Genomic DNA, 26,044 nt, shown 5'->3' on the forward strand with positions numbered 1-26,044 from the left:
GACAATGCTCGGATTTACTCGGTCGCGGGCCCCTCGTGTTCACGGTGGGCCCGAGAATATGAGCTGCCCGGTATCGACCGGGAGCGATGGGAGGAAGCGTGCAGCTGCTCGGACCGTGGACCGACTCGGAGGCCATCTCGGCCTCGGCAGGCGGTAAGGCCCGCGGATTGCACATCCTGCACAACAGCGGTTTCGCGGTACCGGAGTGGGCGGTGCTCGGCACCGACGTCTTCGACGCGTTCGCCGCAGGTGCGGGTCTGGACGAGCAGATCGCGGCGTTCGCCGCGGCCGACACGCCCGAGGCGGCCTCCGCTGCCGGCGTGGCGTTGCGGTCGGCGATCGAATCCGGCGATCTGCCCGCAGACGTCGCCGAGCTGATCGGGGAGGGTTATCGCCGACTCGGCGGCGGGGCCGTCGCGGTACGTTCCTCGGTCGCCGCCGAGGACGGGCCTGCGCATTCCTATGCCGGTCAATTCGATTCGTTTCTCAATGTCGACGGTGAGGACGCGGTGCGGCGCCAGGTGCGCGCCTGCTGGGCCTCGGCCTTCTCGCAGCGATCGATCGACTACGCGTTCGCCCACGATCAGCCGAGGGTCGCGGCCGTCGCGGTGGTGTTGCAGCGGCTGGTGCCCGCCCGGGTCAGCGGGGTGATGTTCACCGCGAATCCGGCGAGTGGCTCGCCCGACGAGCTGGTGATCAGCGCCGTCTACGGACTGGGAGAGGGCCTGGTTTCGGGCGCGGTCGATGCCGATTCGGTGGTCGTGGACCGTGCGGGCACGGTGCTGGACACCGTCATCGGTGACAAGGACCGCGCCGTCCTGCCCGGCGAGTCGGGTGGCTCGACGACCCGTGCGGTCGATCCCGAGCGCCGCGAACGCTTGGCGCTGTCACAGGCCGAGATCGCCGCCCTCGCGGAGCTGGGCCGCAAGCTCGAGGCCGAGCTGGGCGCCGCACAGGACATCGAATGGGCCATCGACGACGACGGTATCTGGTTCCTCCAGGCCCGCCCCATCACCACGGCGCTGACCTCGACAGCGGACCGGGCCGTGGCCGAGGCCGCGCTGATCCGCGGCGCCGGTGAGGCGGTGCCCGACGGCGAGACCCGGATCTGGGACAACTCCAACATCATCGAGAGCTTCAGCGGCCTCACCTCGCCGCTGACCTACACCACCGCCGCCGATATCTACGGTCGCGTCTACCGCGGTTACGCCGAATCGCTGAAGGTGCCCGCCGAGCAGCTGCGCCAGACCGACGCGTGGACGCCGGTGCTGCTCGGCTATTTCCACGGCCGGGTCTACTACAACCTGCTGCACTGGTATCGCATGGTCGGTATCGCCCCCGGCTATCCGCTCAACCGTAAGGTGCTGGAGGCGGCGCTCGGGGTGGACGAACCGCTGCCCGATGAGATCGCGAAAACCTTGCGGCCCTACACCTTCGGCTCGACGGCCGAACGAATCCGCTCGCGCGCGGTCACCACGGTGACCTACCTCCGCAGGCTGTTCGGCATCGACGCGATGGTCGAGCAGTTCCTCACCGAGTTCTACCGGGTCTACGACGAATACGAGGCACTCGACTACACCACCCTCACCGGAGAGCAGGCCTACGCCGCATACCGCAGGGTCGACGCCGACCTGGTGCGCCGCTGGGGGCCGCTGATGGTGCTCGACGCCATCCTGCTCACCTGCACCGGCGCGATGTTCCTGCTCACCAAGCTGTTCCTGCCCAAGGCGCCGGAATGGTTCCTGTACGCGGTCGTCGGGCCGGGCGCGGATGTGGAATCGGCGGAACCGGCCCGTGCGCTGACCGCGATGGCCGAGACGGTGCACGCCGACCCGGAACTGACCGCACTCATCAATTCGACCGAACCGCAACAGGTCTACCGTCAGCTGCACGCGAGCGAAACCCATGCGGCATTCCGTGCCGAGGTCGACGCCTATATCGACCGCTATGGCTACCGCAGCCTGGACGAGCTGAAATTGGAGACCCCGGATCTGCGCGAGGATCCGGCGAGCCTGTTCGTGATGCTGCGCAGCGCGCTCGGCCGGGTGGGGCAGGCCGGGCAGCAGCCCGATCGGGCCGCCGAAGCCGACGCCTACCTCGACGCGCATCTGACCGGTGTGCGCCGCCGGATCTATGAACGGCTGCGCGCCAAGGTATCCCGGTGTGCGGCGCACCGTGAGCGGTTGCGGTTCTGCCGCACCAGGGCGTTCGGCATGGTGAAGCGGATGATCCGGGTGATGGGCCGGGATCTGGCGGCGCGCGGGGTCATCGACGAGTTCTCCGATGTCTTCTACCTCACCGTGCAGGAGCTGCGCGGTAGCTATGAGAACGCTGACACCAGCACCTACCGTGATCTGGTGGCGGCGCGAAAGGTCCAGCGCGCCAAGGATGCCGAGCTGGTGGCGCCCGCGCGGTTCAGCACGGTCGGTGCCACGTTCGGCCGGCCGGAGCTGGCTTCCCAGGGCTGGGTTCCCGTCACCGATACCCCGCCCGCGACCCCGGGTACCGTCCTGGCAGGCACGCCGTCATCATCCGGTGTGGTCGAGGGCGGCGCGGTTGTGGTAGACGAGCCCCGTGACGTCGCCGGAGGCATCCTGATCGCCTACCGCACCGACCCCGGATGGGTGGCGGCGCTGCCGTCCGCGTCGGCGTTGGTGATCGAGCGGGGCAGCCCCCTCACCCACGTCGCGATCGTGGCGCGCGAACTCGGCGTGCCGACGGTTGTGCAGGTCAAGGACATCACCAAGCGGATACGGACGGGAATGCGGATACGGGTGGACGGAACCACGGGGACTGTGACGGTGCTGTCCGGAGCGGAGCCCGGCGATGAGTGAGATCGATCAGGTGGCGACGGTGCGGCAGTGGCTCGTCGAGCCGGACGCCGCCACCGGCATCCATTTCGCGGACGAGGCCGACGGCTGGGATTACCGCAGTTACGCCGAACTGGCCGACCTCACCTGGTCGATCGCGCAGGTGATGCGCGAGCACGGTATGGGCAGCGGCGACGGCGCCTGTGTGGTCATGCCGACCGGGTTTCCTTGTACGGCAGCGTTCTACGCGGTGTGGGCCTGTGGCGGGGTGTTCACGCCCGTGGCGCCGCCGATGTTCGGCGATCTCGACCAGTACATCAGTCATGTGGCCGCGATCCTGGCGCAGGCGCAGCCGCGGGTGGTGGTGACCTCGGTCGAGTTCGAGCAGCTGGCCCGGCGCGCGATGGTGGAGGCGGGGCGTACCGATGAGCCGGTCGTCGTCGACCCGGCGACCTTGCCGCCGGCCCCGGCAGAGCGCGTTTTCGGCGCGCCGGATCCGTGCGCGCTGCTCCAGTTCACCTCCGGGTCCACCGGCACGCCGCGCGGGGTGCGGGTGAGCTGGCACAACCTGGCCAACAACATCGACATGATCTCGCGGCTGATCGACTGGCGCCCGGGTGAGGCGATGGTGTCGTGGCTGCCGCTGTATCACGATATGGGGCTGGTCGGCGCGTTCCTGACCACCGTCACCAATCAGGGTGAGCTGTATCTGATGCGGCCGGACCAGTTCGTGCGCGACCCGGTCCGCTGGCTGCGGGCGATGACAAGGGCTCAGCATTCGCCCTCGCCGTCGTTCGCGCTCGGCTATGTGGCGCACCGGGTGCGGCCCGAGGACATCGCCGAGCTGGACCTGTCCGGATGGCGAACCCTCGCCGTCGGCTCTGAGCCGGTCGAGGTGGCCGATCTGCAATCGTTCGCGGAACTTGCTGGCCGCCAGGGATTTTCGATGAACGCCTACACCCTCGCCTACGGGCTGGCCGAGGCGACGCTGATGGTGACGTCCTCGGCGCGCGGCCGCCCGGTGACGGCACTGCGGCTGGACAACGCCGCCCTGCGGTTCGGCGCCCCGGTCGCGGTGCTCGAGGAACAACCCCTCGATGACAACCACCGGGTGGACGGCGCTGGTTGGATCACCGGCCTCGGCTATTCCACCCCTGAATCGACGGTGCGGGTGGTCGACGAGGAGGGCAACGACCTGCCCGACGGCACCCTCGGCGAAATGGTGGTGGTCGGCGATTCGGTCGCCCTCGGCTACTCAGGGCCGCCGAGTCCGGGGTCGTCGACCCGCATCGAGGACGGCGTGCTCTACACCGGTGACGCCGGTTTCCTGCACCGCGGTGAGGTTTTCGTGCTCGGCCGGATGGGTTCGAGCCTGAAGGTGCGTGGTCGTTCGGTGTTCATGGAGGACATCGAATCGCGGGTCGCCCAGGAAACCGGCATCACCAAGGGCAAACTGGCCGCGGTGGCGATCACCGAGGCCGGTGCGCAGGGCATCGCCCTGTTCGCCGAGTCGGCGCCGGGGGAGTGGATCACCGAGGCACGCAAGATCATTCGCGGTGAGCTCGGCCCCGCGCAGACGGCCACCATCGTCACCGGGCCGCGTGGGCTGATCCGGCGCACCTCCAGCGGTAAGCCGCGCCGCAGGTATATGTGGCAGTTGTTCGCCGACGGTGCGCTGGACGGTGCCGTGGTGCACGAGGCCGACGGCACCGCGTCCTCCGCGGCCACCGGCGCGGCACCGGCCGATGCCGGCACGCCGACGCCGACCCTGTCCGCCGACCGCACCAGGGAACTGCTCGACGCCGCGCTCGCTCAGGTGGCCATTCCGGCGGATTCGGCGGTGCTGTTCGAGGGCTCGCTGGCCGAGGGCTTCGGCAACGAGGGCTCCGATGTGGACTTCCTGGTCGTCGCACCCGGCGCCGAGGAGCTGCCGACCCTGCCGACGGTGCTGTTCATCGATGGTCGCCGCGTCGAAGTGCGCACGCGTTCGGAAGCCCAGTTGCGCAGGCAACTGGACACGGTCGCTCAGGCCGCCGATCCCACGGTCCTGGACGAGGACCTGCTCAATCGCTGCCAGCGGTTCCTGCGCGCCACCGTGGTGCGCTCGGGCACACCCGCGATCGACGATCTGCGCGCCGCCCTGCCGCACGGCGAGTTCGCGGCCGCGCTGGCCGACTGGTGGGCCGCGCGCGCACGTCAGGCGCTGCGGTACGCGGTGGCGCTGCGCACCCTCGGCGCGGACGCCGAAGCTCGCGAGTGGGCGCAGGACGGGCTGCGGCAGGCGATGAAGGCCTGGGCGGCCGGAGTGAACGAGACCTACCTCGAAACCAAATGGCTGCCCCAGCAGTTGACGCGCATCGGCGCGGACGAGCGGATCACTCGATTCCACGATCTGCTCACCGGCGGTCATGCGGCGATCGCCTGCGCCACCGGCGAGCAAGTCGGCGCTGGTGGCGCTGGAGAAGCGGATTCCGTTCGTCCGCAAGGCATCCTGGGTGCGGGCACCGAGCGGGCCCTCGAACAGCGCCTGTGGTGGGAGCAGCTGCTCGCGTTGGCCGCCGACCTCGGCGTGACCGGTGTCGCCGACGACGCGGACCAGATCCTGTTCGCCCGGGTTCCCGGCGTGACCACCTGGAAGATCGGCGAGCGTATCCACGTCATCCGCGAAGACCGTGACGTCTACGTGCTGTCCGAACGCGGCGGCCGCGCCTGGCGTTCGGTGGTCTTCCGGCATTCGCTGGCCGCGGTGCTCGGTCGCGCGAGCACAGATCTGCGGGCCGAACTCGCCGAGTTCCTGCGGCTGGGCTTGGTCGGCCTGCACTGGCGCGGTGACCGGCCCATCGAACCCGCGCTGGCCATGTGCAAACCGCTGCGGCCCTATACGCCGGTCCCCTCGTGGGCGGCACCGACGCTCGGCGTCACGGGGGCGGTGAGCACCGATCCGATCGCCACCCTCTCGCCGCTGCCCGCCCCCAGGTTCACCGAATGCGCGATGAACCTGGTGTGGTCGAACATCGTGCTGGAGAACGCCCGCGAGGATCTGGCCGGCGCGGTGAAGAACGCGCAGGGCGCGGTCGCCGATATCGCCGCGCACCGGATGATCGCGATGGCGGTGCGGGTGCTGCTGTCCGCCTTCGGGATTCATCCGCTGCCCGCCGACGTCGCGCCCGTCGAGACGGTGCGCCGATTGCTGCCGCCGCACGCCGGGCGCCGCGGTGAACTGCTCGACGCGCTGGAAACGGCGCAGGCGGTGCGCTTCTCGACGGCCATCGGCTCGGGCGCGGACATGATGGCAGGGTTCGCCGCGATCGACGATTTCGTGGTCCTGGTGCGCGCGGTCGCCGGTGGTGCCGACTTCCCGGCCTCCTTCGATTCGCGCGAACAGTGGCGGCGCACCCTCGCCATCGGCTACGACTGGCTGCGCATCGCCGGCTATCTCGACACCGACCTGCCGCTGGACGAGGCCCGCGATCTCCTGAGTACCGGCGGCCGGCAACCCCATCTACGCGAAAGCGAGACCTCATGAGCGCCATCGACACCGCCGTCGCCGACCGGGTCCGCGCCCTCATCCGCGCCATGGCACCGGACCAGGACGCGGCCATGGCCGACGATCAGCGGCTCATGGAGGACCTCGGGTTCGATTCGCTGCGGCTGATGGAACTGACCGTGGTGCTCGAGCGCGCCTTCGAGCTGCCGAGATACAAGCCGGAAGAGCTGGCCGGGGTGCGCCGGGTCGGTGAGGTCGTCACCCTGATCACCGGCAGTCTGGACGGCCGGTCATGAGCGATCGCGATACCGCCCTCGTCACCGGCGCGACCGGCCTGGTCGGCGCCGAAGTGGTGGCCAGGCTGGCCGCGGCAGGTCGCCCGGTCGCCGCGGTGCTGCACAGCAAGGGTGAGATCACCCGCAACGACGGCACTCTGCTGGAACCGGGAAGCGCGGTCACCGGCGATATCCGGGTGTCGGGTTTCGGGCTGAGCGATCGCGACGCCGACGGTCTCGCCGAGCAGGTCGGGGTGATCGTGCACTGCGCGGCTACCACCGCCTTCGACGCCTCCGACACCGACTACGAGCAGCTCAATATCGCGGGCACCGCCAACGCCATCGACCTCGCGCAACGCTGGCAGGTGCCGCTGGTGCACGTGAGCACCGCGTACGTGTGCGGGATGCGCGGCGGCACCGTCCGAGAGGACGAACTCGACACCGGCCACGAATTCGGCAACGGCTACGAGGCCAGCAAGTTCCGGGCCGAACAGCTGGTCCACGCCGCGGGTGAGCGCGGTCTGCGCTGGGCGATCGTGCGGCCCGGCATCGTCACCGGTGCGAGCGGCACCGGCGTCATCCGCGAGTACAAGAACCTCTACACCGTGGTGAAACTGATGGTCGAGGGCAAGCTGCGCTCGCTGCCGGGCCGCTACGACGCGACGCTGTCGTTGGCCCCGGTCGACCATGTGGCCGATGTGGTGGCCGCGGCGGTGCTCGACTTCGATTCGGCCTCGGGACGCACCATGCACGCGCTCGGCCGGGACACGCTGTCATTGCGCGAGGTCTCCGACGTGCTGGCCGAATATCCGTCCTTCGAGGTGGCGACGTTCGTCCCGGAGAGCAGCTTCGCCGAATCGGACCTCGCGCCTATCGAACGCGAGTACTACCGCCGCATCGGCTCGCTCTACACCAGCTACTTCCGGCGCAGGCTGGTCTTCGACACCGAGCACGCCGACGCGCTGCTCGGCAGGCCGTCGCCGGCCACCGGCAAGGACTATTTGCGCACACTGCTCGACTACTGCCTGGAATCCGGGTATCTCGGTGTGCCGCTGCCCTCGATCGAGGACGTCCTGGCGGGCGTCGGCGGGGTGCGCCGATGAGCCACGCGCTGCGCGAGCTGTTGGGCGCGTTGACCACGCAGCCGGAGAAGGTGCACGCCTATGCGGGTGACACCTACGTACAGGAGAGCGTCGATCAGCTCGACCGTGCCGGGGTGGACGCGGCGACATTCGCCAGAGCACATTCGCTGCTGCTGCTCAAACCCGATGCCATCGTGGGCCGTGCGGTCGAGCCGACGTTGGAGTGGCTGGCGGACAACGGTTTCCGGGTGGTGGATGCCGACCGCGTCACCGGTGACCGGCTGCTGGCGCGCGCCCTGTGGTACTACTCGTGGAACATCGCCTCCACCGAGCGCCGCCGCCTGGCCGATCTGCTGGTCGGCATCTGCGATGTGCTGGTGCTCGTGGTGGCCGGAGCCGATGCCGAACTGCCCGTCCCGGTCCGGCTGACCGAGGCCAAGGGCCCCACCGATCCCCGGAAACGCCGCGAGGGCGAACTGCGCCATCGGCTCGGGCAGCACAGCTACCTGCTGAATCTGGTGCATTCGCCCGATGATCCCGCCGACGTGCTCCGCGAGCTGGCCATTCTGTTCGATGAGCCGCGCCGCGCCGAGCTGATCACCCGCGCCGCCGCGGGCGCCGACCGATCCGCTGACGCCGGGCAGCTGGCCGCCGAGCTCTACGCGAGCACCGCGGCCCGCGATTTCGACCGGGCCGCAGCCGCCCACCGCCTGATCGCCGAAGCCGAAGACGCGGGAATCAGGCTGCCCGGTGGCATCGATCCCGAATCCGATCCCGATTGTGCACGGCTGCTGACCACGGCCTGGGATCAGGGCGTCGAGCTCGATCCGTGGTCGGTGATCGTGCTCGGGTCCTACGTACTGCCCATGCGGGTGGGGACGCAACCGCAGACGTTGCGCCCGGTGACCGCATCCGACTGGTTGGAGGCCCGGCCGTGAGCGTCGAGACAGTGAATGCCGACAACACCGCATCGCATACCCGCACCATCTCCCGCGAGTTGGCGCACCGCTGCGCGGTTTCCGAGGTGTTCGTCACCTCCCTCGACAGCCTCGGCGAGGACCAGTTCGTCGCCGGCGCGCAACTACCACGCATGCACTCCTACTACGGCGACCACGCGGGCACCCTGGCGCTGCGCCACGATCCGCTGGTGGTGATGGAGGCTGCCAGGCAGGCCGCGATCGCGTTGACCCACGAGTTCTACGCCGTCCCCACCGACCGGGCATTCCTGGTGCGCACCTTCAACGGTGCCGGCTCGGACACCGCGGCCTGGGACGTCGGATTCGCGCCGGCGGATCTGGTGCTGGCGGTGCGGGTGCCGCGCAAACACCATGACGGCACCGATATGCACGGCGTCGATATGGTGCTCGACATCTCCTGCGGCGGCGTTCCCATGATGACCGTCGACGGGTCGTTCTCCTGGACCACCGGCCGCCGCTGGGAGCGGATGCGCAGCGGCTTCCGCGACAGCCTCGGCCTCGGCCCGTTCGTCGGCGCCTCCGCGTTGACCGAGCGCGCCGAACCGGCGGCGGTGGGCCGGGAGAACTGGCGCAACGTGGTGGTCGGCCCCGTCCGGCGCGAAGCCAGCACCGCGATCGCGACGCTGGTGCCCGATATCGGGCATCCATTCCTGTTCGACCATCCGCTCGACCACGTCCCCGGCAGCCTGCTGATCGAGGCGTGCAGACAGACCGCGCTGGCCATGGTGCTCGAGCAGGCACCGCGGCTGCTCGGCGTCTCGAGCACCTTCGACCGGTTCGTCGAGCTGGACAGCCCCGCCGAATGCCGCGCCGAGATCATCGGGCGCACCGGTGACCGCACGGTGGTGCGCTGCGAGATCCATCAGGCCGGCGCCGTCGCGGCCCGGGTGGATGCCGAGTTCATCGACGACACCGTCGTCGCCGAACCGGGCGACGAGGCGGGCCGGTGATGGGCGGCGCCGAACTGCTCACCACCACCAGGGCGTTCCGGCGCAGGCTGGACCTGACCCGTCCGGTCGAACGCCGCGAGCTACTCGAATGCCTCGATATCGCGGTGCAGGCGCCGAGCGGCACCAACCGGCAGCCGTGGCGATTCCTCGTCGTCGAGGACCCCGATACCAAACAGCAGATCGCCGAGTACTACCGCAAGGGCTTCGCGGCCTATCTCTCCGCGCGCACGCCGCGGCCGGATCAGCTGGGCGACCTGGCCTCCGGGCAATACCTGGCCGCGCATCTGCACGAGGTGCCCGCGCTGGTGGTGGTGTGCTCGCTGGGCCGCCCACCGTCGGAGGCGTCCTCGCGGCTGCTGGCCAGCTTCTACGGATCCATCTATCCGGCGGTGTGGAATCTTCAACTGGCCCTGCACGATCGAGGCCTGGGTTCCTGCCTCACCACCGCGCATCTCGCTTATGAACGCGAGATCGCCGACCTGCTCGGCATCCCGTTCGCGGAGGTGACGCAGGTGGCGCTGCTGCCGGTCGGCCATCTGCTACCCGGCGAGGCGCGCCGGGCCAGCCGAGCCCCCGCGGCCGAGGTGACCATGTGGGACCGCTGGGGTGCGCGGTGAGCGAGGGCGGCAGCGTGCGCACCGGCGAACAGGTCTCCGGCCGGGCCGACCGGGCACCGGGCGGCGCGGGGCCCGTCGCCTCGTTCGTGCGCATCGCCCGCTTCACCGCGGTGATGTACAAGCCGCACTATCTGCTCTACGGCATCCTGTGGGTGCTGGCGCTCGAAGGCACCGCCGCGCTGGTCACCGATCCGGAGGCGAGCTGGCGGCCGAGCTGGGCGACGGCACTGCGCATTGTCGTGGTGGCCGTCGTCCTGCTGTATCTGCGGATGGTCGACGAGCAGAAGGATCTCGACTACGACCGGGTGCACAACCCGGACCGGCCGTTGGTGACGGGCGCGGTCACCGCGTGGGATCTGCGGGCCGCGATGGCCGTCATCGCGGTCGGCGCGATCGCCGCGAGTCTGCTGCTGTCGATCGGTTCGGCCGTGGCCATCGCCGCGGTGCTCGGCTACGGGCTCGGGCTGTGGGGACTGGAGCGGATCTCCGAACCGATTCGCCGCAATATCCTGCTGAATCTGGTGGTCACCTATCCGGTGCAGTTGCTGGTCACCGCTTATGTCGTGGTGTCGGCCATCGACACCGGCGACGTCGCATCCGGCTGGCAGGCGGCTGCCGCCGCGGTGATCTTCGCCGGGGCGTTCCTGCAATTCGAATTCGCGCGCAAGACCTCGCGGATCCCGCGGCCGGGGGAGATGTACTACTCGAACTCGCTCGGCACGGCGGGGTCGGTGTTCGCGGCGCTGGGCTGCGCGGTGGTGGCCGTCGCGGCCGATCTGGCATTGGTGCGGCCCTGGGAGCACCAGGGTGCCCGCGCGGTGCTCGGTTGGATTCCGCTGGTATTGCTGGTGATTCCGCTCCTCGGCGGGCTGCGGTTCATGCGCTCCGCGGACGAGGAATATCCGGTGATTCCGGCGGTGCTGTTCATCCTCACGCTGTACCTGGCGCTCATCGTGCAGGCGGTGGCGGGGTAGGAGCGCTGGAAGGTCGAAAGGTGCGGTGTCCACAGGGATCAGCGAGGCCTGGACATCCGGTCACGCTCAGCCCGCCGGGACGGCTTCGAGCACATTCTCCGGGGACAGGGTCGGTGTCACCGAGGTGAGCGTGAAGCCGCATTCGGCCAGCAGCGCACGGTATTCGGCCTCGGTGCGTTCCCGCCCGCCGGTGTTGACCAGCATCTCCAGATCGATGTACTTGCCCGGATGCGGGCGATCGTCGTCGGGCAGGACGAGTTCGATCAGCAACAGCCGTGCCTGCGGTGACATGGCATTGCGTACGGTGCGCAGAATCCGGGTGACGTGATCGTGCGGCCAATCGTGGATGACGTGTTTGAGCAGATAGGCATCGCCGCCCTCGGGCACGGTGTCGAAGAACGAGCCTGCCACCACCGCGCAGCGATCGGCCACACCCAGCTCGGTCAGCCGTTCACGAGCCTCGCCCACCACCTCCGGCAGGTCGAACAGGATGCCGCGCGACCGCGGTGCCCGCTGCAAGATCTCGGCCAGCAAGGCGCCCTGCCCGCCGCCCACATCCACGAGCGTGCGATAACGGCCGAAATCGTAGGCCGACAGCAGCGGCTCCCGGCCGAGAGTATCGATGCTCGACATCGCGCGATCGAACATCACGCCGAACTCGCGGTCGGTGCGCAGATAGTCGAACAGCGGGACGCCGTCGACGGTATTGCCCACCGCGTCGCCGGTGCGCACCACCTGCACCAGCTGTGTCCAATTGTCCCGGTGGATCTTCGAACCGAAGAACAGGGTGGCGTCGCGCAACGAGACGTCGGCGTCGGCGCGCAGCGCCTGCGCCATCGGTGTCAGCGCGTAGCGGCCGTCGCGGCGGCGGGTGAAGATGCCATGGCTGATCAGCAGCCGCATCAACCGGCGCAATGCGTCCTCGTCGGCGCCGACCGCCTGCGCCAGATCCGCGCTGTCGCGGGGCCCGTCGGCCAGCGCGTCGGCGACCCCGAGTGCCGCCGCGGCGTGAATGGCCTGGGTCAACCAGCCGGCCGCGACCATCTCCAGCAGCGCGATATGGCCCGGCACCATCCGCCGGTGCGCGCTCGCCATGACATTGCGCACCCGCTCCACCACCCGCACCAGGCCCTGCGGCGGCAGCTTCGCTCGATCGGAGGTCATGACGACTCCATTCGTCGGCAACGCTTGCCAAGCAGATTACGGCCCGAACCGTCTCCCGGGCGTGAATCGCGTGTCGTTGCCGTCGCTAGCGGGTCGATTCGCCGGTGGCGGTGGCGCGATTGCGTTCACGTTGGGCCGCGGTTTCCAGGTATTCACCGAGTTCGCGGCGCAGATTGGTGTCCAGCGAGCGGGCCAGCGTGCTGTGCACCGACGCCACTCCGAGTTCGCGCATCTTGTTGAGCATGGCCGTGGTCTCGGCGATCTCTTCACTGGTTTCCGGCAACCAGCCGGGGCCGTGCTCATCGACGATGTGCTGCTTCGCGGCGGTGATCATGATCTTGGTGATGTCGTCGATGTGCGCGGCGAGCTGGGCGTGCACGCTGATCAGGGCGCGTAGGTCGAAGCCGTACTCGTCGAGTTCGGCGAAGGTGCTCAGCAGCTGGCTGTCGGTGAAGACCACCGTGTCGTGCTCGACACGGACCAGGCCGAGATCGCGCAGTTGGCCGACCAGCTCGTCGGCGTCGGCGCCGAGGATGGATTCGATCAGCTCCCGCGAAACCTCGAACGGCTCCTCCTTGGACCAGGTCGCCGTCACCGCGTGCTGGAGGCCGAGCACCTCGGTCAGATCTTTGCCGGTTTCCCAGCTGGTGATGAAATCCGCGATGTGCGCGGTGGTGAAACCGCGCTGCAGCAGCGCGTCGATCAGCCGCAACCGTTCCAGATGAGAGTCGTCGTAGATGCTGGCGCGGCCCTCTTTACCGACCGGTGGCGGCAGCAGCCCGCGCTCCTGATAGGCGCGGACATTACGACTGGTGGTCCCGGCGGCACGTGCGAGGTCATCGATCCGGTAGTTCGGCATCGCTGCACCTCCTCGAGTCCCCACCTGCGCCGGACCGGCGGGCGCCCGGCCGTCGACCGCCCGAGTCTATCGCTCGCCGCTTCCGCCCCACCTCAATACCCACGGTCTGGTTCGATCGGTGCCAGCAACGGCTGCCCATCGGCGAAACGGATGACGTTGGCCCGTACGTGCTCGGCGAATGCCGCCATGCGCAGCTGGGGCGGATTCGAATCATGCGGTGTGACAATGGCATTGGGTAGCGACCAGAGCGGATGCCCATCGGGCAGCGGTTCCGGATCGGTCACGTCCAGCCCGGCGCCGCCGATCGTGCCGGTGCGCAGGGCCTCGACCAGGGCGTCGGTGTCGACGAGCCTGCCGCGAGCCACATTGATCACCCACGATGCAGGCCGCAGCTGCGCCAGCTCCTTCGCGCCCACCAGATGCCTGGTCTCGGCCGTGGCCGGCGCCGCGATCACCACATGGTCGGTGCGCGACCAGACCCCGGCGAGTTCGCCTGCGGGCACCGTTTCCATGTCCTCCGGGATACCGGGCCCGGTCACCGGCCGGCCCGACCGATTGACCGCGATGATCCGCGCCCCCAGCGGCGTCAACATCGGTATCAGCGCCCGGCCGATCCCACCCGCGCCCACGATCGCGACCGTCGCCCCGCGCAACGACCCGACATGCGGAAAGAACTCGCGCTGCCGCCAGCTCTCGGCCCGCACATGTTCCGGCAGATACCGCACCCCCGCCAACAGCAGCATCAGCGTGTGCTCGGCCACGCTCGCGGCGTAAGCGCCTGCGGCAGAAGTGAACCGGACGCCGGGAAAGCGTTCGAACACACCGGCGTCGAACCAGTCCTCGACACCGGCCGCATTCAACTGCACCCACGCGAGGCCCTCCGGAAGCCGATCCGGGAACTGCGCCGGCGGACCATTCCAGATGAGCGCGCGCGCCTCGTCGAGCCCGGCCGGCTCCGCACCCGCCTCCCGCACCGCCTGCTCGAGCAGCGGCTGTTCCCCCGGACCGACCGCAACCCTCGTCCGGCTCATCCTCGGACCTCCTTCACTCAGCGCACCGGCCTTCCCGGGCCCGGCCCTCCTCGCACCGAACGTACCGCCCGATCGGGGAGAGCTGGTTCTCGATCACCTCTGGCCGATAGCAGGAGTGGCCCGCCAGATCGGGTAAAGGGCGGACGCGACTGTTTCGGTGGCCGGTCCCAGTGGGGCGGTGTGCACTCAGCGACGCTTCAACGTCGCGACGACACCCGCGCCGAACAGCAGCGTCCCGACGATCAGCACCATCCCGCTGACCAGCCAGGCATGTAGCGCGACGTGCAGCTCGGCGGCCAGACCGGGAATGTCGCCGATCAGGCGGAAGGTGTCCTCCGGGAAGAAGATCTGGATGATGCCGGGCAGGATCCCCCAGATCAGGCCCGCGATCATGGTCGCGGCCGGCGAATACGCGGCCAGCACCGCCACCAACAGCAGCAGGACCGCACCGAGCACCGACTGTCCGGGTGCGCTCCAGCGGTCCACCGAATCCCACCACCGGCTGGTGGCGAGCGAACCATGCGCGGCGATCCCGATTCCGATCGGCGTCACCACGAGCGCGACGACGGTACCGATCAGGGTGCGGCCGAGCGCGCCACGATTCTGGAACTGCGCTCCGGGCGGCGACCACCCCGCGGGCGACTGAAATCTGTCCGGCATTACGTCCTCCTACCAGGTCATGGCGCCCGGCGCCCCCCACTGCCGCCGCACCGCGATTCGCGGCCGGACGCGGGTGGGTCGACAGTAGCGTCGGCGGCCGGCGGTGACGGGTCGGACAGGTAGCCCGTACCCGACGAGTTACCCACAACACGGCGAAATCAGTCGTCACCGTCGGATTCGGTGCGGGGATCGATGATGTGTCGGTGGTGTAGGGCACCATGGCCCCCATGGACACAGCTGAGGGGACGACAACGGCGGGTATCGACGTTGGCGGGCTGCGGGAGCGGGCCGAGAGCCTGTTGCGGGAGCTGGCCGGGGGCGCGGCGCGGCTACGCGAGGACCAGTGGACCGCCATCGAGGCGCTGGTGGTGCACCGGCGTCGCGCCCTGGTGGTGCAGCGCACCGGGTGGGGAAAATCCGCGGTGTACTTCATCGCGGCGAAACTGCTCCGGGCGCAAGGGCGCGGGCCGACGGTGATCGTGTCGCCGCTGCTGGCGCTGATGCGCAACCAGGTGGCGGCCGCCGAACGCGCCGGGGTGATCGCCGCGACCATCAACTCCGGCAACGTCACCGAATGGGACGACATCCACGTCAAGGTCGCGGCCGGTGAGGTCGATGTGCTGCTGGTGAGCCCGGAGCGGCTGAACAACCCGGATTTCCGCGACCAGGTCCTTCCCAAGCTGGCAGCCGACGCGGGCCTGGTGGTGATCGACGAGGCGCATTGCGTGTCCGACTGGGGTCACGACTTCCGGCCGGACTACCGGCGCATCCGCACCCTGATCGCCGACCTCGGTTCGGATGTACCGGTGCTGGCCACCACCGCCACCGCGAACGACCGCGTGGTCACCGACGTCGCCACCCAGATCGGCACCGACACGCTGGTGCTGCGCGGCACCCTCGACCGCGAATCGCTGCACCTGTCGGTGGTGCGATTCGACGATGCCGTCGAGCGCACGGCATGGCTCAGCCGCCATCTGGGTGAGCTGCCCGGCTCCGGCATCATCTACACCCTGACCGTGGCCGCGGCACAGGACCTGGCCGACGTCCTGAACTCGCACGGCCACACGGTCGCCGCCTACACGGGCCAGACCGATCCCGCCGAACGCGAGATGCTCGAGGCCGCGCTGCTGAACAACGAGGTCAAGGCACTGATCGCCACGTCGGCGCTCGGCATGGGGTTCGACAAACCGGATCTCGGCTTCGTGGTGCACGTCGGTGCGCCCTCCTCGCCGATCTCCTACTACCAGCAGGTCGGTCGCGCCGGGCGTGGAACCGAACGCGCCGAAGTGGTGCTGCTGCCCGGCCCGGAGGACGCACGCATCTGGAGCTATTTCGCCTCCGTCGCCTTCCCGCGTGAGCACATCGTGCGCTCGGTGCTGGCGGCGCTGGACACCGAGCGTCCACAGTCGACGGCGGCGTTGGAGCCGCTGGTGGAGCTGAACCGGTCGCGCCTGGAAATGGTGCTGAAGGTGCTCGACGTCGACGGCGCGGTGCGCCGGGTGCGCGGCGGCTGGTTGTCCACCGGCCAGGACTGGGTCTACGACAGCGAGCGCTACGAGCGGCTGGAGGCGGCCAGATCCGCAGAACAGCAGGCCATGATCGACTATCAGACGACCACCGGTTGCCGCATGGTGTTCCTGCGCGGCCAGCTCGACGATCCGGGCCTGCACGGGGCCGGCCCCGGCAGCGCCGACTGCGGCCGCTGTGACAACTGCACCGGCGTCCGGCCGGACACCGCGCTCGATGCCGAGGCGGTAGCCGCCACGCGTGCCCGCCTGGACCGTCCCGGAATCGACCTGGCGCCACGCAAGATGTGGCCGACGGGAATGGCGAAGCTCGGTATTCCGTTGTCGGGCAAGATCACCGAGGGCGCGGAGACCGGGCGGGTGCTCGGCAGGCTCAGTGCCCTCGGCTGGGGGCAGCGGTTGCGGTCCCTGCTCGACGGCCCGGATCAGCCGGTCCCCGACGCGGTGATCCAGGCCTGCATCGCGGTGCTGCGCGACTGGGATTGGGCGGCCCGTCCTACCGCGGTGCTGGCCCTGGAATCTCCGACGCATCCGGTGCTGACGGCGAGCGTCGCCGCGCGGCTGGCCGAGATCGGCAAGCTCCGCGATCTCGGCACGATGCGCGTGCGCCCGGACCGGCCGCCGGTATCGGCGGTGAACTCCGCGCACCGGGTGGCCGCGCTGCACGACCTATGGGAACTGCCCGATCTCGGCCCGCTGGACGGGCCGATCCTGCTGGTCGACGCTCTCACCGATACGGGCTGGACCTTCACCGCCGCCACGCATCAACTCCGCAGGGCCGGCGCTCCGGCGGTCCTGCCGTTCGCGCTGGCCACTCCGACCTGAGCCGGCGGCGTGGTTCGGCCGGAGGATCTGCCCGGCGCGGGTTATGGTCGGGACGTGGCCAGTGGCAAGGGGTCGGCGATCGAGCTCGAGGTCGGGGACCGGCTGGTTCGTGTCTCCAATCCGGATCGGGTCTACTTCCCTGAATCCGGTGCCACCAAGCTCGATCTGGTGCAGTACTACCTGAGCGTCGGCGACGGCATCGTCAACGCGCTGCGGGATCGGCCGTGCATGCTGCACCGCTTCCCGAAGGGGCTCGCCGGGGACAAGGTGCACCAGAAGCGGTTGCCCGCGGGCGCGCCGGACTGGGTGCCGACGGTGCGGGTGTTCTTCCCTCGCTACGGCAGGCATGCCGACGAACTGTGCGTGTCTCAGTTGGCGGATGTGATCTGGGCGGTCCAGATGTCGACGGTGGAGTTCCATCCGTGGAACTCGCGCCGCTTCGATACCGAGCGCCCCGACGAATGGCGCATCGACCTGGATCCGATGCCCGACTGTCCGTGGACGCGTGTGCAGCGGGTGGCCGGGGTGGTGCAGGAAGTGCTCGACGAGATCGGTGCGGTGGGCTGGCCGAAGACCTCCGGCGGGCACGGGCTGCACGTGTATGTGCGGATCGCGCCGGAGTGGGGCTTCAAGGATGTGCGTCGCGCCGCGCTGGCCTTCGCTCGCGAGGTCGAGCGGCGCGCGCCGGAGGACGTCACCACCACCTGGTGGCGCAAGGACCGCGACCCGCGGATGCTGTTCGTCGACTACAACCAGAACGCCCGCGACCACACCATCGCCGCCGCCTACTCGGTGCGGGGCGTCCCCGAGGCCACCGTATCCACCCCGGTGGCATGGGACGAGATCCCCGATATCGACCCGCGTGACTTCACCATCGCCACAGTGCCCGCCCGCTTTCAGAAGCTCGGTGACCTGCACGCGGGCATCGACGACGCCGTCTTCGAACTCGATCGCCTGATCGAGTGGGCCGACCGGGACAAGGTCGAGCTGGACGACGAGGACTGACCGCGGCCGACATTCTGTCGCATGGCCGCGAAGGCTCTTCGAATCACATCTCGCTGCCCTCCCTTCCGCCGAAATTCAGGTGCGTCGCGGCGGTGCCGTGCCTACCGTTGATTGTGTAAGGCGAAGCGAATTCGCAAGGAGTGAAAGGACCGAGACAATGTTTCCCGTCGAGCTGCCCGGCACCCGGGCGCGGACGTTGATGTGGGCCTCCGAGCACGATATCGAGCCGGCCGCGCTGCGCCAGCTGCGGAATATCGCGCAACTGGAATGGGTCCACGGCGTGCGCGTCATGCCGGATGTGCACCTCGGGAAGGGCGCGACAGTCGGTTCGGTTATCGCTATGAAAGACGCGGTCGCACCCGCCGCCGTCGGTGTGGATATCGGCTGCGGCATGGAAAGCGTCAAGACCAGCCTTACCGCCGCCGATCTGCCCGCCAACCTGCATTCGCTGCGCAGTCGCATCGAGGCCGCGGTACCGGTGGGATTCCACGCCCACGACGACCCGGTGGATGTGCGCCGAATCGGCGCCGAGGTTTCGAGGCTCGGCGCGAGTACTGCGACGTTGCGTTCGGGTTGGGATCGGTTCTGGGGATCGTTCGGCGACCTCGACAGGAGTGTTCGGGACCGCGAGTCCAAGGCCCATAAGCAGATGGGGACGCTGGGATCTGGCAATCATTTCATCGAGATATGCCTGGACCAGGACGACGCGGTGTGGATTCTGCTGCATTCCGGAAGCCGGAATATCGGCAAAGAACTTGCAGAACGTCATATGGCTGTCGCTCGTAAACTTCCGCATAACGTGGACTTGCCGGATCGGGATCTGGCCGTGTTCCTTTCCGGCACTCCGGAAATGGAAGCCTATCGTCGGGATCTGACCTGGGCGCAGGAATACGCTGCCCGCAACCGGGCCGTCATGCTTGCGCTCGTATGCCGTGCGGTCCGCGACGAATTCGCCGGTCGGCCCGTTCATTTCGATGCACCCATTTCATGCCACCACAACTATGTGGCCGAGGAGATCATCGACGGCATGCCGATGCTGGTGACCCGAAAGGGCGTGGTACGTGCGGGTAAGGGCGACCTGGCCCTGATTCCTGGTTCGATGGGAACTCGCTCATATGTCGTGCGCGGCAAGGGAAATCCCGACTCCTTCCAGTCCGCCTCCCATGGCGCGGGTAGGCGGATGAGCCGTACCGCCGCGAAGAAGCGCTACAGCGTCGCCGACCTGATCGCTCAGACCGAGGGCGTTGAGTCGCGCAAGGACGCAGGCGTGGTGGACGAGATCCCGGCCGCGTACAAGGACATCGACGAGGTCGTCGCCGCCCAGCGAGACCTCGTCGAGGTCGTGGCGACACTGCGTCAGGTGCTGTGCGTGAAGGGATGAGCGACACTCCGGCCGTACCGCCATGGTTCGGCCGGAGTTCCGCCCGGCCCGCCACCTTCTCAGCGGTCGCCCGCTTGACGTGCCCAGACGGCGTTCGGCTCAGCCGTCACCGAGGGCGGCGTCGATCTCGGCGCGGCCGGGTATCGAGGCGCTGGCGCCCAGCCTGGTGGTGGCGAGGGCGCCCGCCGTGCAGGCGAAGCGCAGGGCCTCGGCCGGTCCGCGCTGCCATGCGACGGCGAGGGCGCCGGTGAAAGTGTCGCCGGCGGCGGTGGTGTCGACGACGTCGACCACCGAACCGGGCACGGCGAGTTCGGTGCCGTCGGGGCCGCGGTAGCGGGCTCCGTCCGCGCCCAGCGTCACCACCAGGTGCGGGACCGGTTCGAGGGCCGATCCGAGGTCGGTGAATTCGCCGGAGTTGACCACCGCGACGTCGACGGCGGCCCACAGCTCCGGTGGAAGCTGCCGGGCCGGCGACGGGTTGAGCACCACCACGGTTCCGTTCGCCTGCGCGTGCGCGGCCGCGGCGGCCACGGTCGGCACCGGAATCTCCAACTGGCACAGCAGGATATCCGCGGCGGCGATGACGTCCAGATCCTCGCCGGCCAGTTCGGTCACCGTGGCATTGGCCCCACCCACCACGATGATGCTGTTCTCCCCGCTGGCGTCCACGACGATGGCAGCGATACCGCTCGCCCCGTCGACGGTCCGCAACCGCGCGGTCCCGACGCCGGATTCCCGCAGCACCGCGCGCAGCCCGTCGGCGAACACATCGTCACCGACCGCGCCGATGAACTCCACCCGCCCACCGGCCCGCCCCGCCGCGACCGCCTGATTCGCGCCCTTTCCGCCCGGCACCATCGTGAACCCGGTGCCGAGCACCGTCTCGCCCGGCTCCGGCCGCCGCTCGGTCGTGGTGACCAGATCCATATTGATGCTGCCGAGCACCGCGATCACGGGCTCACGTCCGTCGGTCATACCGGCACGGTAGCGGCAGGCCGGCTGCCGTCGCCGCACATCGCCACCGTCACCGGCCCGGCGACCGCATCGGTCCACTGCTGCGCGGGAAACAGGTGGAACGCCTTCACCACATGGGCGCCGGGGGCCAGCGCGGCGATCCGCTCCGCCTGAGATTCGCCAGCGCCGGTGAGCAGTATCCCGATGCCGTGGTCGACGGCATTCGTCGGGTCGATCAGCGTTGCGCCGCACAGCGAGCCCTTCCCGGCCCCTGCCTCGCGCAAGATGTCGGTGACACCGTGCCAGCTCACCGCGAGCAGCACGGCCTGCCGCCCCTCGACTGCCGCACGCGGAACGGCCGCACGCGTACCGTGACCGATTCGCGCCGCCAAGGCCCGCGCCTTGTCCATAGAACGGCCACCGATCACCAGGTCGTGACCCGCCCTTGCCCACATCGCGCCCAGGGATTCCGCCAGTAGGCCCGTTCCCAAGATGGTGATCCGCATCGTGTTCTCCTCTGTTCGATCCGATGGCCGACCGGCGCGAGAGTAGGCATTCCGGCGCGCACCGATCGGTGCGAATCGGCCGGTCATACTGGGGCGATGACGCAGCACATCGACCGGATCGTGGATTGCAGGCTCCGGGCGGCGACCGAGCTGTTCACCCATGGCTGGGATCCACTGGTGCTGGCCGCGCTGCGTGCGGGCCCGCGCCGACGCCGGGAGTTGCGGTTGGCGATCGGCGGGATCAGCGACGAGGTCCTCACCGAGTCCCTGCATCGGCTGACCGGAACCGGTCTGGTGCGGCGGCGGACGTTTCGAGAGGCGCCGCCACGAGTGGACTATGGCCTGACGGCCCTGGGTTCGAGCCTGGTCGAGGGCCCGTTGGTGGCGCTGGCCGAGTGGATCACCGAGCACGGAGACGCGCTGCTGGAGTCGAGTGAACGCGCCGATCCGATCACCGGTTGATTCACCACTGCACGATGATCCCGGCGTCGCGCGCCAGACTCGCGGCGAGGCCGAGCAGGTCGCCACCGTCGACGGTGGCGCCGCGCAGGCCGGCTACCCCGTCGATGTCGGCGAGGGTGCAGTCGGTGAAGCGCAGATTGTGGCGGGGTGCGGTGCCGGTGAAGCGGGCGCCGGTGAGGTTGCAGTGTTCGAAGACGACGTTGCGGAATTCGACGCCCTCGAAATCGGCTTGGCGTAGATCGCAGTCGCGGAAGACGACGGTGCGCAGCTTGGAGTAGCGGAACGAGGTGAGATCGGCGCGGGTGCCTTCGAGCAGGACGTCGCGCCAGCTGCCCGCGGTCCACGACATGCCGGTGAGCCTGCTGGTGCTGATCGCGCATTCGGCCATCGAGCATTCGTCGGCCAGCAGGTTGGCCAGATCGCAGACCGACAGTTCGGACTCGTAGATCGTGACACCGCGCATGACTCCGCCGAACCGGCAGTTGTCGAACAGGCAGCCCTCCAGGCCGAGGGCGTGGGTTTCGGCGCGGGTGAGGTCCGCACCGGAGTATTCGACCTCGTCGATCGTGGTGTCGTCGTCGAAATCGTCGCGCGGTGACTCGGCCGGGCGGCGTGGCCGCGACCGGGGTGCGCTCGGCACCACCCGGACATTGCTGTGACGAGAGGCTGCCACCGTTGCTCCGCTCTGTATCGAGGACGAGCCGTCTCCGGCAAGCTACGCGACAGCACCGACAGCCCGCCGTGACCAGTGCGTCCGCGGCGCGCAACGCGATGATTCGGTGTCATAGCGGGTGCGTAGTCTGTAACCCATGACGGTAGGAACGACAGCCGAGCTCGATACCCGCGAGGCCGTGCACGACGCCGCGCGTAAGGCACGGGTCGCCGCGCGTGCGCTCGCCCAGTTGACCACCGCCCAGAAGAACGAGGCGCTGCACGCCGCCGCCGATGCGCTGCTCGCCGCCGCCGACCGGGTGCTGGCCGCCAATGCCGAGGACATCGCCGCCGCGCAGGCCGCGGGCACCGAGGAATCGTTGCTCGACCGGCTGCGGCTGACGAAGGCCCGCATCGACGGCATCGCCTCGGGGCTGCGTCAGGTGGCGGGCCTGCCGGATCCGGTGGGTGTGGTGGAGCGCGGTTCGACCTTGCCCAACGGGCTCGAGATCCGCCAGGTGCGGGTGCCGCTCGGCGTGGTCGGGATGGTGTACGAGGCCCGGCCTAATGTCACCGTCGATGCCTTCGGCCTGGCCTTGAAGTCCGGCAACGCGGCGTTGCTGCGCGGCTCGTCGTCGGCGGCGCGGTCCAACGCCGCGCTGGTCGAGGTGCTGCGGGAAGCGCTTGTCGCCCAGGATATTCCGGCCGACGCCGTGCAGCTGCTGCCCAGCGAGGACCGTTCCAGTGTCACCCATCTGATCCAGGCCCGCGGTCTGGTCGACGTCGTCATCCCGCGTGGCGGCGCCGGCCTGATCAACGCGGTCGTGCGCGACGCGCAGGTGCCCACCATCGAGACCGGCACCGGCAACTGCCACGTCTACGTGCACGCGGGCGCCGATCTGGAGATGGCCGAACAGATCCTGATCAACGCCAAGACCCGCAGGCCGAGTGTGTGCAATGCCGCCGAGACGGTGCTCATCGACGCCGCCATCGCGGAGACGGCCGTACCGCGGCTCACCAAGGCGCTCGAGGACAGCGGCGTCACCATTCACGGCGATCTACCCGGCCAGGTCCCGGCCACCGATGCCGACTGGGGCGAGGAGTACCTGACCCTCGACATCGCGATGAAGGTGGTCGACGGCCTGGACGCCGCGGTCGAGCACATCAACACCTGGGGTACCGGCCACACCGAGGCCATCGTCACCTCGGAGCTGGCCGCCGCTCGCGAGTTCACCAGCCGGGTCGACGCCGCGGCGGTCATGGTGAACGCCTCCACCGCCTTCACCGACGGCGAGCAGTTCGGCTTCGGTGCCGAGATCGGTATCTCCACCCAGAAGCTGCACGCCCGCGGCCCGATGGCGCTGCCGGAACTCACCTCCACCAAGTGGATCGTGTGGGGCGAGGGGCAGGTGCGCCCGGTCTGAGCCGGAGCGCGGTTCCGCCGTCCCGTAGCGTGGGGCCGGTAAGTCGCAGGGAAGGGACGCGTGGTGGATCGCTCGAATTCGGATCAGGTCGCGGTTCAGGAGCCGATCTTCGCGTCGGTGGACGAGGTGATCGATCGGCTCGCCGAGACCGGTTATCTGGCCGATAAGGCCACCGCCACCTCGGTGTTCCTGGCCGATCGGCTGGGTAAGCCGCTGCTGATCGAGGGCCCGGCCGGTGTCGGCAAGACCGAGCTCTCGCGTGCGGTCGCGCAGACCGCGGGCGCCGAGCTGGTGCGGTTGCAGTGCTACGAGGGCGTCGACGAGGCCCGCGCCCTCTACGAGTGGAACCACGCCAAGCAGATCCTGCGCATCCAGGCCTCCAGCGAGAACGACTGGGAAGAGACCAAGGCCGACGTCTTCACCGAGGAGTTCCTGCTGGCGCGGCCGCTGCTGACCGCGATCCGGCGCACCGAACCCACGGTGCTGCTCATCGACGAGACCGACAAGGCCGACGTCGAGATCGAGGGCCTGCTGCTCGAGGTGCTCAGTGATTTCGCGGTGACGGTGCCGGAACTGGGCACCATCACCGCACAGCACAAGCCGTTCGTGGTGCTCACCTCGAATGCCACCAGGGAACTGTCGGAGGCGCTCAAGCGCCGCTGCCTGTATCTGCATCTGGATTTCCCCGATGCCGAGCTGGAACGTCGCATTCTGGCCAGCCGGGTCCCGGACCTGCCGGAGGCGGTCGCGGCGCAGCTGGTGCGGATCGTGCACGTGCTGCGCGGGATGCCGTTGAAGAAGTTGCCGTCGGTGGCCGAATCCATCGACTGGGGGCGCACCCTGCTGGCCCTCGGCATGCAGGATCTCGACGACACGACCGTGCGCGCCACCCTCGGCGTGGTGCTCAAGCATCGCAGCGACCACGAGCGGGCGCTGGCCGAGCTGAAACTGGCCTGAGCCGATGTCCGCGCGTTCGGTCCCCGCGCAAACGCCGGATTTCCGTGCGCCACACGGGTTCGCGGGTCATCTCGTCGATTTCGTGGAGGCGTTGCGGGCGCGTGGCGTTCCGGTCGGTCCGTCGGAGACGGTGGACGCGGGCCGGGTGCTGACCGTGCTCGACCTGCTGGACCGGGAAGCGGTGCGCGAAGGTCTGGCCTGCGCATTGTTGCGGCGCACCACCCACCGCGCCACTTATGACGGCCTGTTCGATCTGTGGTTCCCGGTCGCCATCGGCGCCCGCACCGATTCGGTCGATGATGTGGAGATTCCGCGCACGCCTGCGGGCGACGTCGATATCGACGCGCTGCGTGAACTGCTCGCCGAACTGTTGACCGACGAGGGCTCGGCCGCCCAGCTGGAGTCGCTGGCGGGGCAGATGGTCGAAGAGCTGGGGCAGTATCAGTCCGCGCGCGGACCATCGTTTTCGACATATCAGGCACTCAAAGAGGTGCAGCCGCAGACCTTGCTGGCCAAGATCCTGGCCGGACTGGCCAGTCCGAATGCGAGCGCCTTCGAGTCGGAGGTCGCGCGCCGCGCCGCCCGTCAGCGGATCGATGCCTTCCGTGCCACCGTCGATGCCGAAACCCGCAGGCGCGTCGCCGAGCGGATCGGGCGCGAACGGGTGGCAAGTTACGGTGTCTCCCGGCAGGCCGAGGAAGTCGATTTCCTGCGTGCCTCGGAATCGGAGCTGGCCGAGTTGCGCCGCAGCAGCCAGCGGCTGGCCCGGATTCTGGCCTCCCGGCTCGCGGTGCGGCGCAGGCATTCCCGGCGCGGTGAGATCGATCTGCGGCGCACGCTGCGCAAATCCATGTCCACCGGCGGGGTACCGATCGATCTGGTCAGCCGCAAACCGCGGCCGGGCAGGCCGGAACTGGTACTGCTGTGTGATGTTTCGGGCTCGGTCGCCGGATTCAGCAACTTCACCCTGCTACTGGTCAGTGCCCTGCGTGAGCAGTTCTCACGGGTGCGGATCTTCGCGTTCGTCGACCAGACCGATGAGGTGACCCGATTCTTCGACGCGCGAACCCAATTGGACGAGGCGATGAAGCGGGTGTTCACCGAGGCCGAGGTGGCCGGGTTCGACGGGCATTCCGATTACGGCAGCGCGCTGTCCGGATTCGCCGCGAAGTGGCCCGACGCCGTCACCAGCCGCAGTTCGCTGTTGATCCTCGGCGATGCGCGCACCAACTATCGCGACCCCGATCTGGAAACATTGCGTGAGCTGGTGCAGGTGGCCAAGCACGCGCACTGGCTCAACCCGGAACCGAGAACCCAATGGGGGTCGGGAGATTCGGCCGCCGACAAGTACCAGCAGGTGATCGAGATGCACGAGTGCCGGTCGGCGGCGCAGTTGACCGCGGTGGTGTCGCGACTGCTGCCGGTGTGACGATCAGCGCTTGTTAAGCGAACCTTATGGTGCTGCCG

General features: G+C 69.0%; 22 protein-coding genes. 15 read left to right on the top strand and 7 right to left on the bottom strand.

Going from position 1 to position 26,044, the window contains the following annotated elements; genetic code table 11:
- Positions 1-98 precede the first annotated feature (98 nt).
- Genes AC4HOU_RS26125 through AC4HOU_RS26160 form a run of 8 tightly spaced genes read left to right on the top strand, consistent with a single transcriptional unit; the run spans position 99 to position 11,172 of the window.
- A complete protein-coding gene (locus AC4HOU_RS26125) occupies positions 99-2,834 on the top strand; it encodes a phosphoenolpyruvate synthase (protein ID WP_490725484.1) in 2,736 nt (911 codons plus the stop codon).
- The gene (locus AC4HOU_RS26130) at positions 2,827-6,336 is read left to right on the top strand and encodes an AMP-binding protein (protein ID WP_490725485.1); all 3,510 of its coding nucleotides are present in this window, start codon (positions 2,827-2,829) and stop codon (positions 6,334-6,336) included. The genes AC4HOU_RS26125 and AC4HOU_RS26130 overlap by 8 nt, the downstream gene beginning before the upstream one ends.
- Positions 6,333-6,593 (top strand): acyl carrier protein, encoded by a 261-nt coding sequence (locus AC4HOU_RS26135; protein ID WP_194992316.1) that lies wholly within the window; start codon positions 6,333-6,335, stop codon positions 6,591-6,593. Before AC4HOU_RS26130 ends, AC4HOU_RS26135 begins: the two co-directional genes overlap by 4 nt.
- Positions 6,590-7,675: an SDR family oxidoreductase gene (locus AC4HOU_RS26140; protein WP_490725486.1), complete on the top strand. Its 1,086-nt coding sequence runs from the start codon at positions 6,590-6,592 to the stop codon at positions 7,673-7,675. The genes AC4HOU_RS26135 and AC4HOU_RS26140 overlap by 4 nt, the downstream gene beginning before the upstream one ends.
- Positions 7,672-8,592 (top strand): nucleoside-diphosphate kinase, encoded by a 921-nt coding sequence (locus AC4HOU_RS26145; protein ID WP_195021388.1) that lies wholly within the window; start codon positions 7,672-7,674, stop codon positions 8,590-8,592. The genes AC4HOU_RS26140 and AC4HOU_RS26145 overlap by 4 nt, the downstream gene beginning before the upstream one ends.
- Positions 8,589-9,581 carry a ScbA/BarX family gamma-butyrolactone biosynthesis protein gene (locus AC4HOU_RS26150; protein WP_163814121.1) on the top strand — a complete coding sequence of 331 codons (993 nt, stop codon included), beginning with the start codon at positions 8,589-8,591 and terminating at the stop codon, positions 9,579-9,581. Before AC4HOU_RS26145 ends, AC4HOU_RS26150 begins: the two co-directional genes overlap by 4 nt.
- Positions 9,581-10,198 (top strand): nitroreductase family protein, encoded by a 618-nt coding sequence (locus AC4HOU_RS26155; protein WP_195021387.1) that lies wholly within the window; start codon positions 9,581-9,583, stop codon positions 10,196-10,198. The genes AC4HOU_RS26150 and AC4HOU_RS26155 overlap by 1 nt, the downstream gene beginning before the upstream one ends.
- Positions 10,174-11,172 carry a hypothetical protein gene (locus AC4HOU_RS26160; RefSeq protein ID WP_324197446.1) on the top strand — a complete coding sequence of 333 codons (999 nt, stop codon included), beginning with the start codon at positions 10,174-10,176 and terminating at the stop codon, positions 11,170-11,172. Before AC4HOU_RS26155 ends, AC4HOU_RS26160 begins: the two co-directional genes overlap by 25 nt.
- 66 nt (positions 11,173-11,238) lie before the next feature.
- On the opposite strand, the gene AC4HOU_RS26165 is transcribed toward AC4HOU_RS26160, so the two are convergent.
- The 4 genes from AC4HOU_RS26165 to AC4HOU_RS26180 form a co-directional block, all read right to left on the bottom strand.
- Entirely contained in the window at positions 11,239-12,336 is a 1,098-nt protein-coding gene (locus AC4HOU_RS26165; protein ID WP_195021386.1) for a methyltransferase, read from the bottom strand.
- 85 nt (positions 12,337-12,421) lie between these two features.
- The gene (locus AC4HOU_RS26170; protein WP_163814118.1) at positions 12,422-13,195 is read right to left on the bottom strand and encodes a MerR family transcriptional regulator; all 774 of its coding nucleotides are present in this window, start codon (positions 13,193-13,195) and stop codon (positions 12,422-12,424) included.
- Positions 13,196-13,287: 92 nt separating this feature from the next.
- Entirely contained in the window at positions 13,288-14,226 is a 939-nt protein-coding gene (locus AC4HOU_RS26175; RefSeq protein ID WP_490725487.1) for a D-isomer specific 2-hydroxyacid dehydrogenase family protein, read from the bottom strand.
- A gap of 186 nt (positions 14,227-14,412) precedes the next feature.
- Entirely contained in the window at positions 14,413-14,886 is a 474-nt protein-coding gene (locus AC4HOU_RS26180) for a hypothetical protein (RefSeq protein ID WP_163814116.1), read from the bottom strand.
- 227 nt (positions 14,887-15,113) lie between these two features.
- Between AC4HOU_RS26180 and AC4HOU_RS26185 the strand changes: the two genes are divergently transcribed.
- From AC4HOU_RS26185 to AC4HOU_RS26195, 3 genes are all read left to right on the top strand, one after another.
- The gene (locus AC4HOU_RS26185; protein ID WP_490725488.1) at positions 15,114-17,237 is read left to right on the top strand and encodes a RecQ family ATP-dependent DNA helicase; all 2,124 of its coding nucleotides are present in this window, start codon (positions 15,114-15,116) and stop codon (positions 17,235-17,237) included.
- Positions 17,238-17,291: 54 nt separating this feature from the next.
- Positions 17,292-18,242 (top strand): non-homologous end-joining DNA ligase, encoded by a 951-nt coding sequence (gene ligD, locus AC4HOU_RS26190; RefSeq protein ID WP_194989890.1) that lies wholly within the window; start codon positions 17,292-17,294, stop codon positions 18,240-18,242.
- A gap of 157 nt (positions 18,243-18,399) precedes the next feature.
- Entirely contained in the window at positions 18,400-19,623 is a 1,224-nt protein-coding gene (locus tag AC4HOU_RS26195) for an RtcB family protein (protein ID WP_490725489.1), read from the top strand.
- A gap of 99 nt (positions 19,624-19,722) precedes the next feature.
- Here the strand turns inward: AC4HOU_RS26195 and AC4HOU_RS26200 are convergent, their stop codons facing one another.
- Entirely contained in the window at positions 19,723-20,598 is an 876-nt protein-coding gene (locus AC4HOU_RS26200) for a ribokinase (protein ID WP_490725490.1), read from the bottom strand.
- A complete protein-coding gene (locus AC4HOU_RS26205) occupies positions 20,595-21,083 on the bottom strand; it encodes an NADPH-dependent F420 reductase (RefSeq protein ID WP_194989887.1) in 489 nt (162 codons plus the stop codon). The genes AC4HOU_RS26200 and AC4HOU_RS26205 overlap by 4 nt, the downstream gene beginning before the upstream one ends.
- A 96-nt stretch (positions 21,084-21,179) precedes the next feature.
- On the opposite strand from AC4HOU_RS26205, the gene AC4HOU_RS26210 reads away from it, so the two are divergent.
- On the top strand, positions 21,180-21,545 hold the full coding sequence (locus AC4HOU_RS26210) for a winged helix-turn-helix transcriptional regulator (protein WP_490725491.1): 366 nt from the start codon (positions 21,180-21,182) through the stop codon (positions 21,543-21,545).
- Position 21,546: 1 nt separating this feature from the next.
- Here AC4HOU_RS26210 and AC4HOU_RS26215 read toward each other — a convergent pair whose 3' ends face one another.
- On the bottom strand, positions 21,547-22,218 hold the full coding sequence (locus tag AC4HOU_RS26215) for a pentapeptide repeat-containing protein (protein WP_490725492.1): 672 nt from the start codon (positions 22,216-22,218) through the stop codon (positions 21,547-21,549).
- A gap of 136 nt (positions 22,219-22,354) precedes the next feature.
- On the opposite strand from AC4HOU_RS26215, the gene AC4HOU_RS26220 reads away from it, so the two are divergent.
- From AC4HOU_RS26220 to AC4HOU_RS26230, 3 genes are read left to right on the top strand one after another with little or no spacing between them, the layout of a single operon-like run.
- Positions 22,355-23,620, top strand: coding sequence for a glutamate-5-semialdehyde dehydrogenase (locus tag AC4HOU_RS26220; protein ID WP_490725493.1), 1,266 nt, complete (start codon positions 22,355-22,357; stop codon positions 23,618-23,620).
- 60 nt (positions 23,621-23,680) lie between these two features.
- On the top strand, positions 23,681-24,577 hold the full coding sequence (locus AC4HOU_RS26225; RefSeq protein WP_175585906.1) for an AAA family ATPase: 897 nt from the start codon (positions 23,681-23,683) through the stop codon (positions 24,575-24,577).
- Positions 24,578-24,581: 4 nt separating this feature from the next.
- A complete protein-coding gene (locus AC4HOU_RS26230) occupies positions 24,582-26,006 on the top strand; it encodes a vWA domain-containing protein (RefSeq protein WP_194989884.1) in 1,425 nt (474 codons plus the stop codon).
- Positions 26,007-26,044: the final 38 nt, after the last annotated feature.

This window comes from Nocardia sp. JCM 38205 (assembly GCF_058222935.1).

Coding starts and splice junctions, on each gene's coding strand:
- AC4HOU_RS26140 (WP_490725486.1), top strand. CDS start 6,590: ATGAGCGATCGCGATACCGCCCTCGTCACCGGCGCGACCGGCCTGGTC.
- AC4HOU_RS26135 (WP_194992316.1), top strand. CDS start 6,333: ATGAGCGCCATCGACACCGCCGTCGCCGACCGGGTCCGCGCCCTCATC.
- AC4HOU_RS26210 (WP_490725491.1), top strand. CDS start 21,180: ATGACGCAGCACATCGACCGGATCGTGGATTGCAGGCTCCGGGCGGCG.
- AC4HOU_RS26230 (WP_194989884.1), top strand. CDS start 24,582: ATGTCCGCGCGTTCGGTCCCCGCGCAAACGCCGGATTTCCGTGCGCCA.
- AC4HOU_RS26165 (WP_195021386.1), bottom strand. CDS start 12,336: ATGACCTCCGATCGAGCGAAGCTGCCGCCGCAGGGCCTGGTGCGGGTG.
- AC4HOU_RS26185 (WP_490725488.1), top strand. CDS start 15,114: ATGGACACAGCTGAGGGGACGACAACGGCGGGTATCGACGTTGGCGGG.
- AC4HOU_RS26220 (WP_490725493.1), top strand. CDS start 22,355: ATGACGGTAGGAACGACAGCCGAGCTCGATACCCGCGAGGCCGTGCAC.
- AC4HOU_RS26175 (WP_490725487.1), bottom strand. CDS start 14,226: ATGAGCCGGACGAGGGTTGCGGTCGGTCCGGGGGAACAGCCGCTGCTC.
- AC4HOU_RS26200 (WP_490725490.1), bottom strand. CDS start 20,598: ATGACCGACGGACGTGAGCCCGTGATCGCGGTGCTCGGCAGCATCAAT.
- AC4HOU_RS26155 (WP_195021387.1), top strand. CDS start 9,581: ATGGGCGGCGCCGAACTGCTCACCACCACCAGGGCGTTCCGGCGCAGG.
- AC4HOU_RS26130 (WP_490725485.1), top strand. CDS start 2,827: ATGAGTGAGATCGATCAGGTGGCGACGGTGCGGCAGTGGCTCGTCGAG.
- AC4HOU_RS26180 (WP_163814116.1), bottom strand. CDS start 14,886: ATGCCGGACAGATTTCAGTCGCCCGCGGGGTGGTCGCCGCCCGGAGCG.
- AC4HOU_RS26205 (WP_194989887.1), bottom strand. CDS start 21,083: ATGCGGATCACCATCTTGGGAACGGGCCTACTGGCGGAATCCCTGGGC.
- AC4HOU_RS26145 (WP_195021388.1), top strand. CDS start 7,672: ATGAGCCACGCGCTGCGCGAGCTGTTGGGCGCGTTGACCACGCAGCCG.
- AC4HOU_RS26170 (WP_163814118.1), bottom strand. CDS start 13,195: ATGCCGAACTACCGGATCGATGACCTCGCACGTGCCGCCGGGACCACC.
- AC4HOU_RS26195 (WP_490725489.1), top strand. CDS start 18,400: ATGTTTCCCGTCGAGCTGCCCGGCACCCGGGCGCGGACGTTGATGTGG.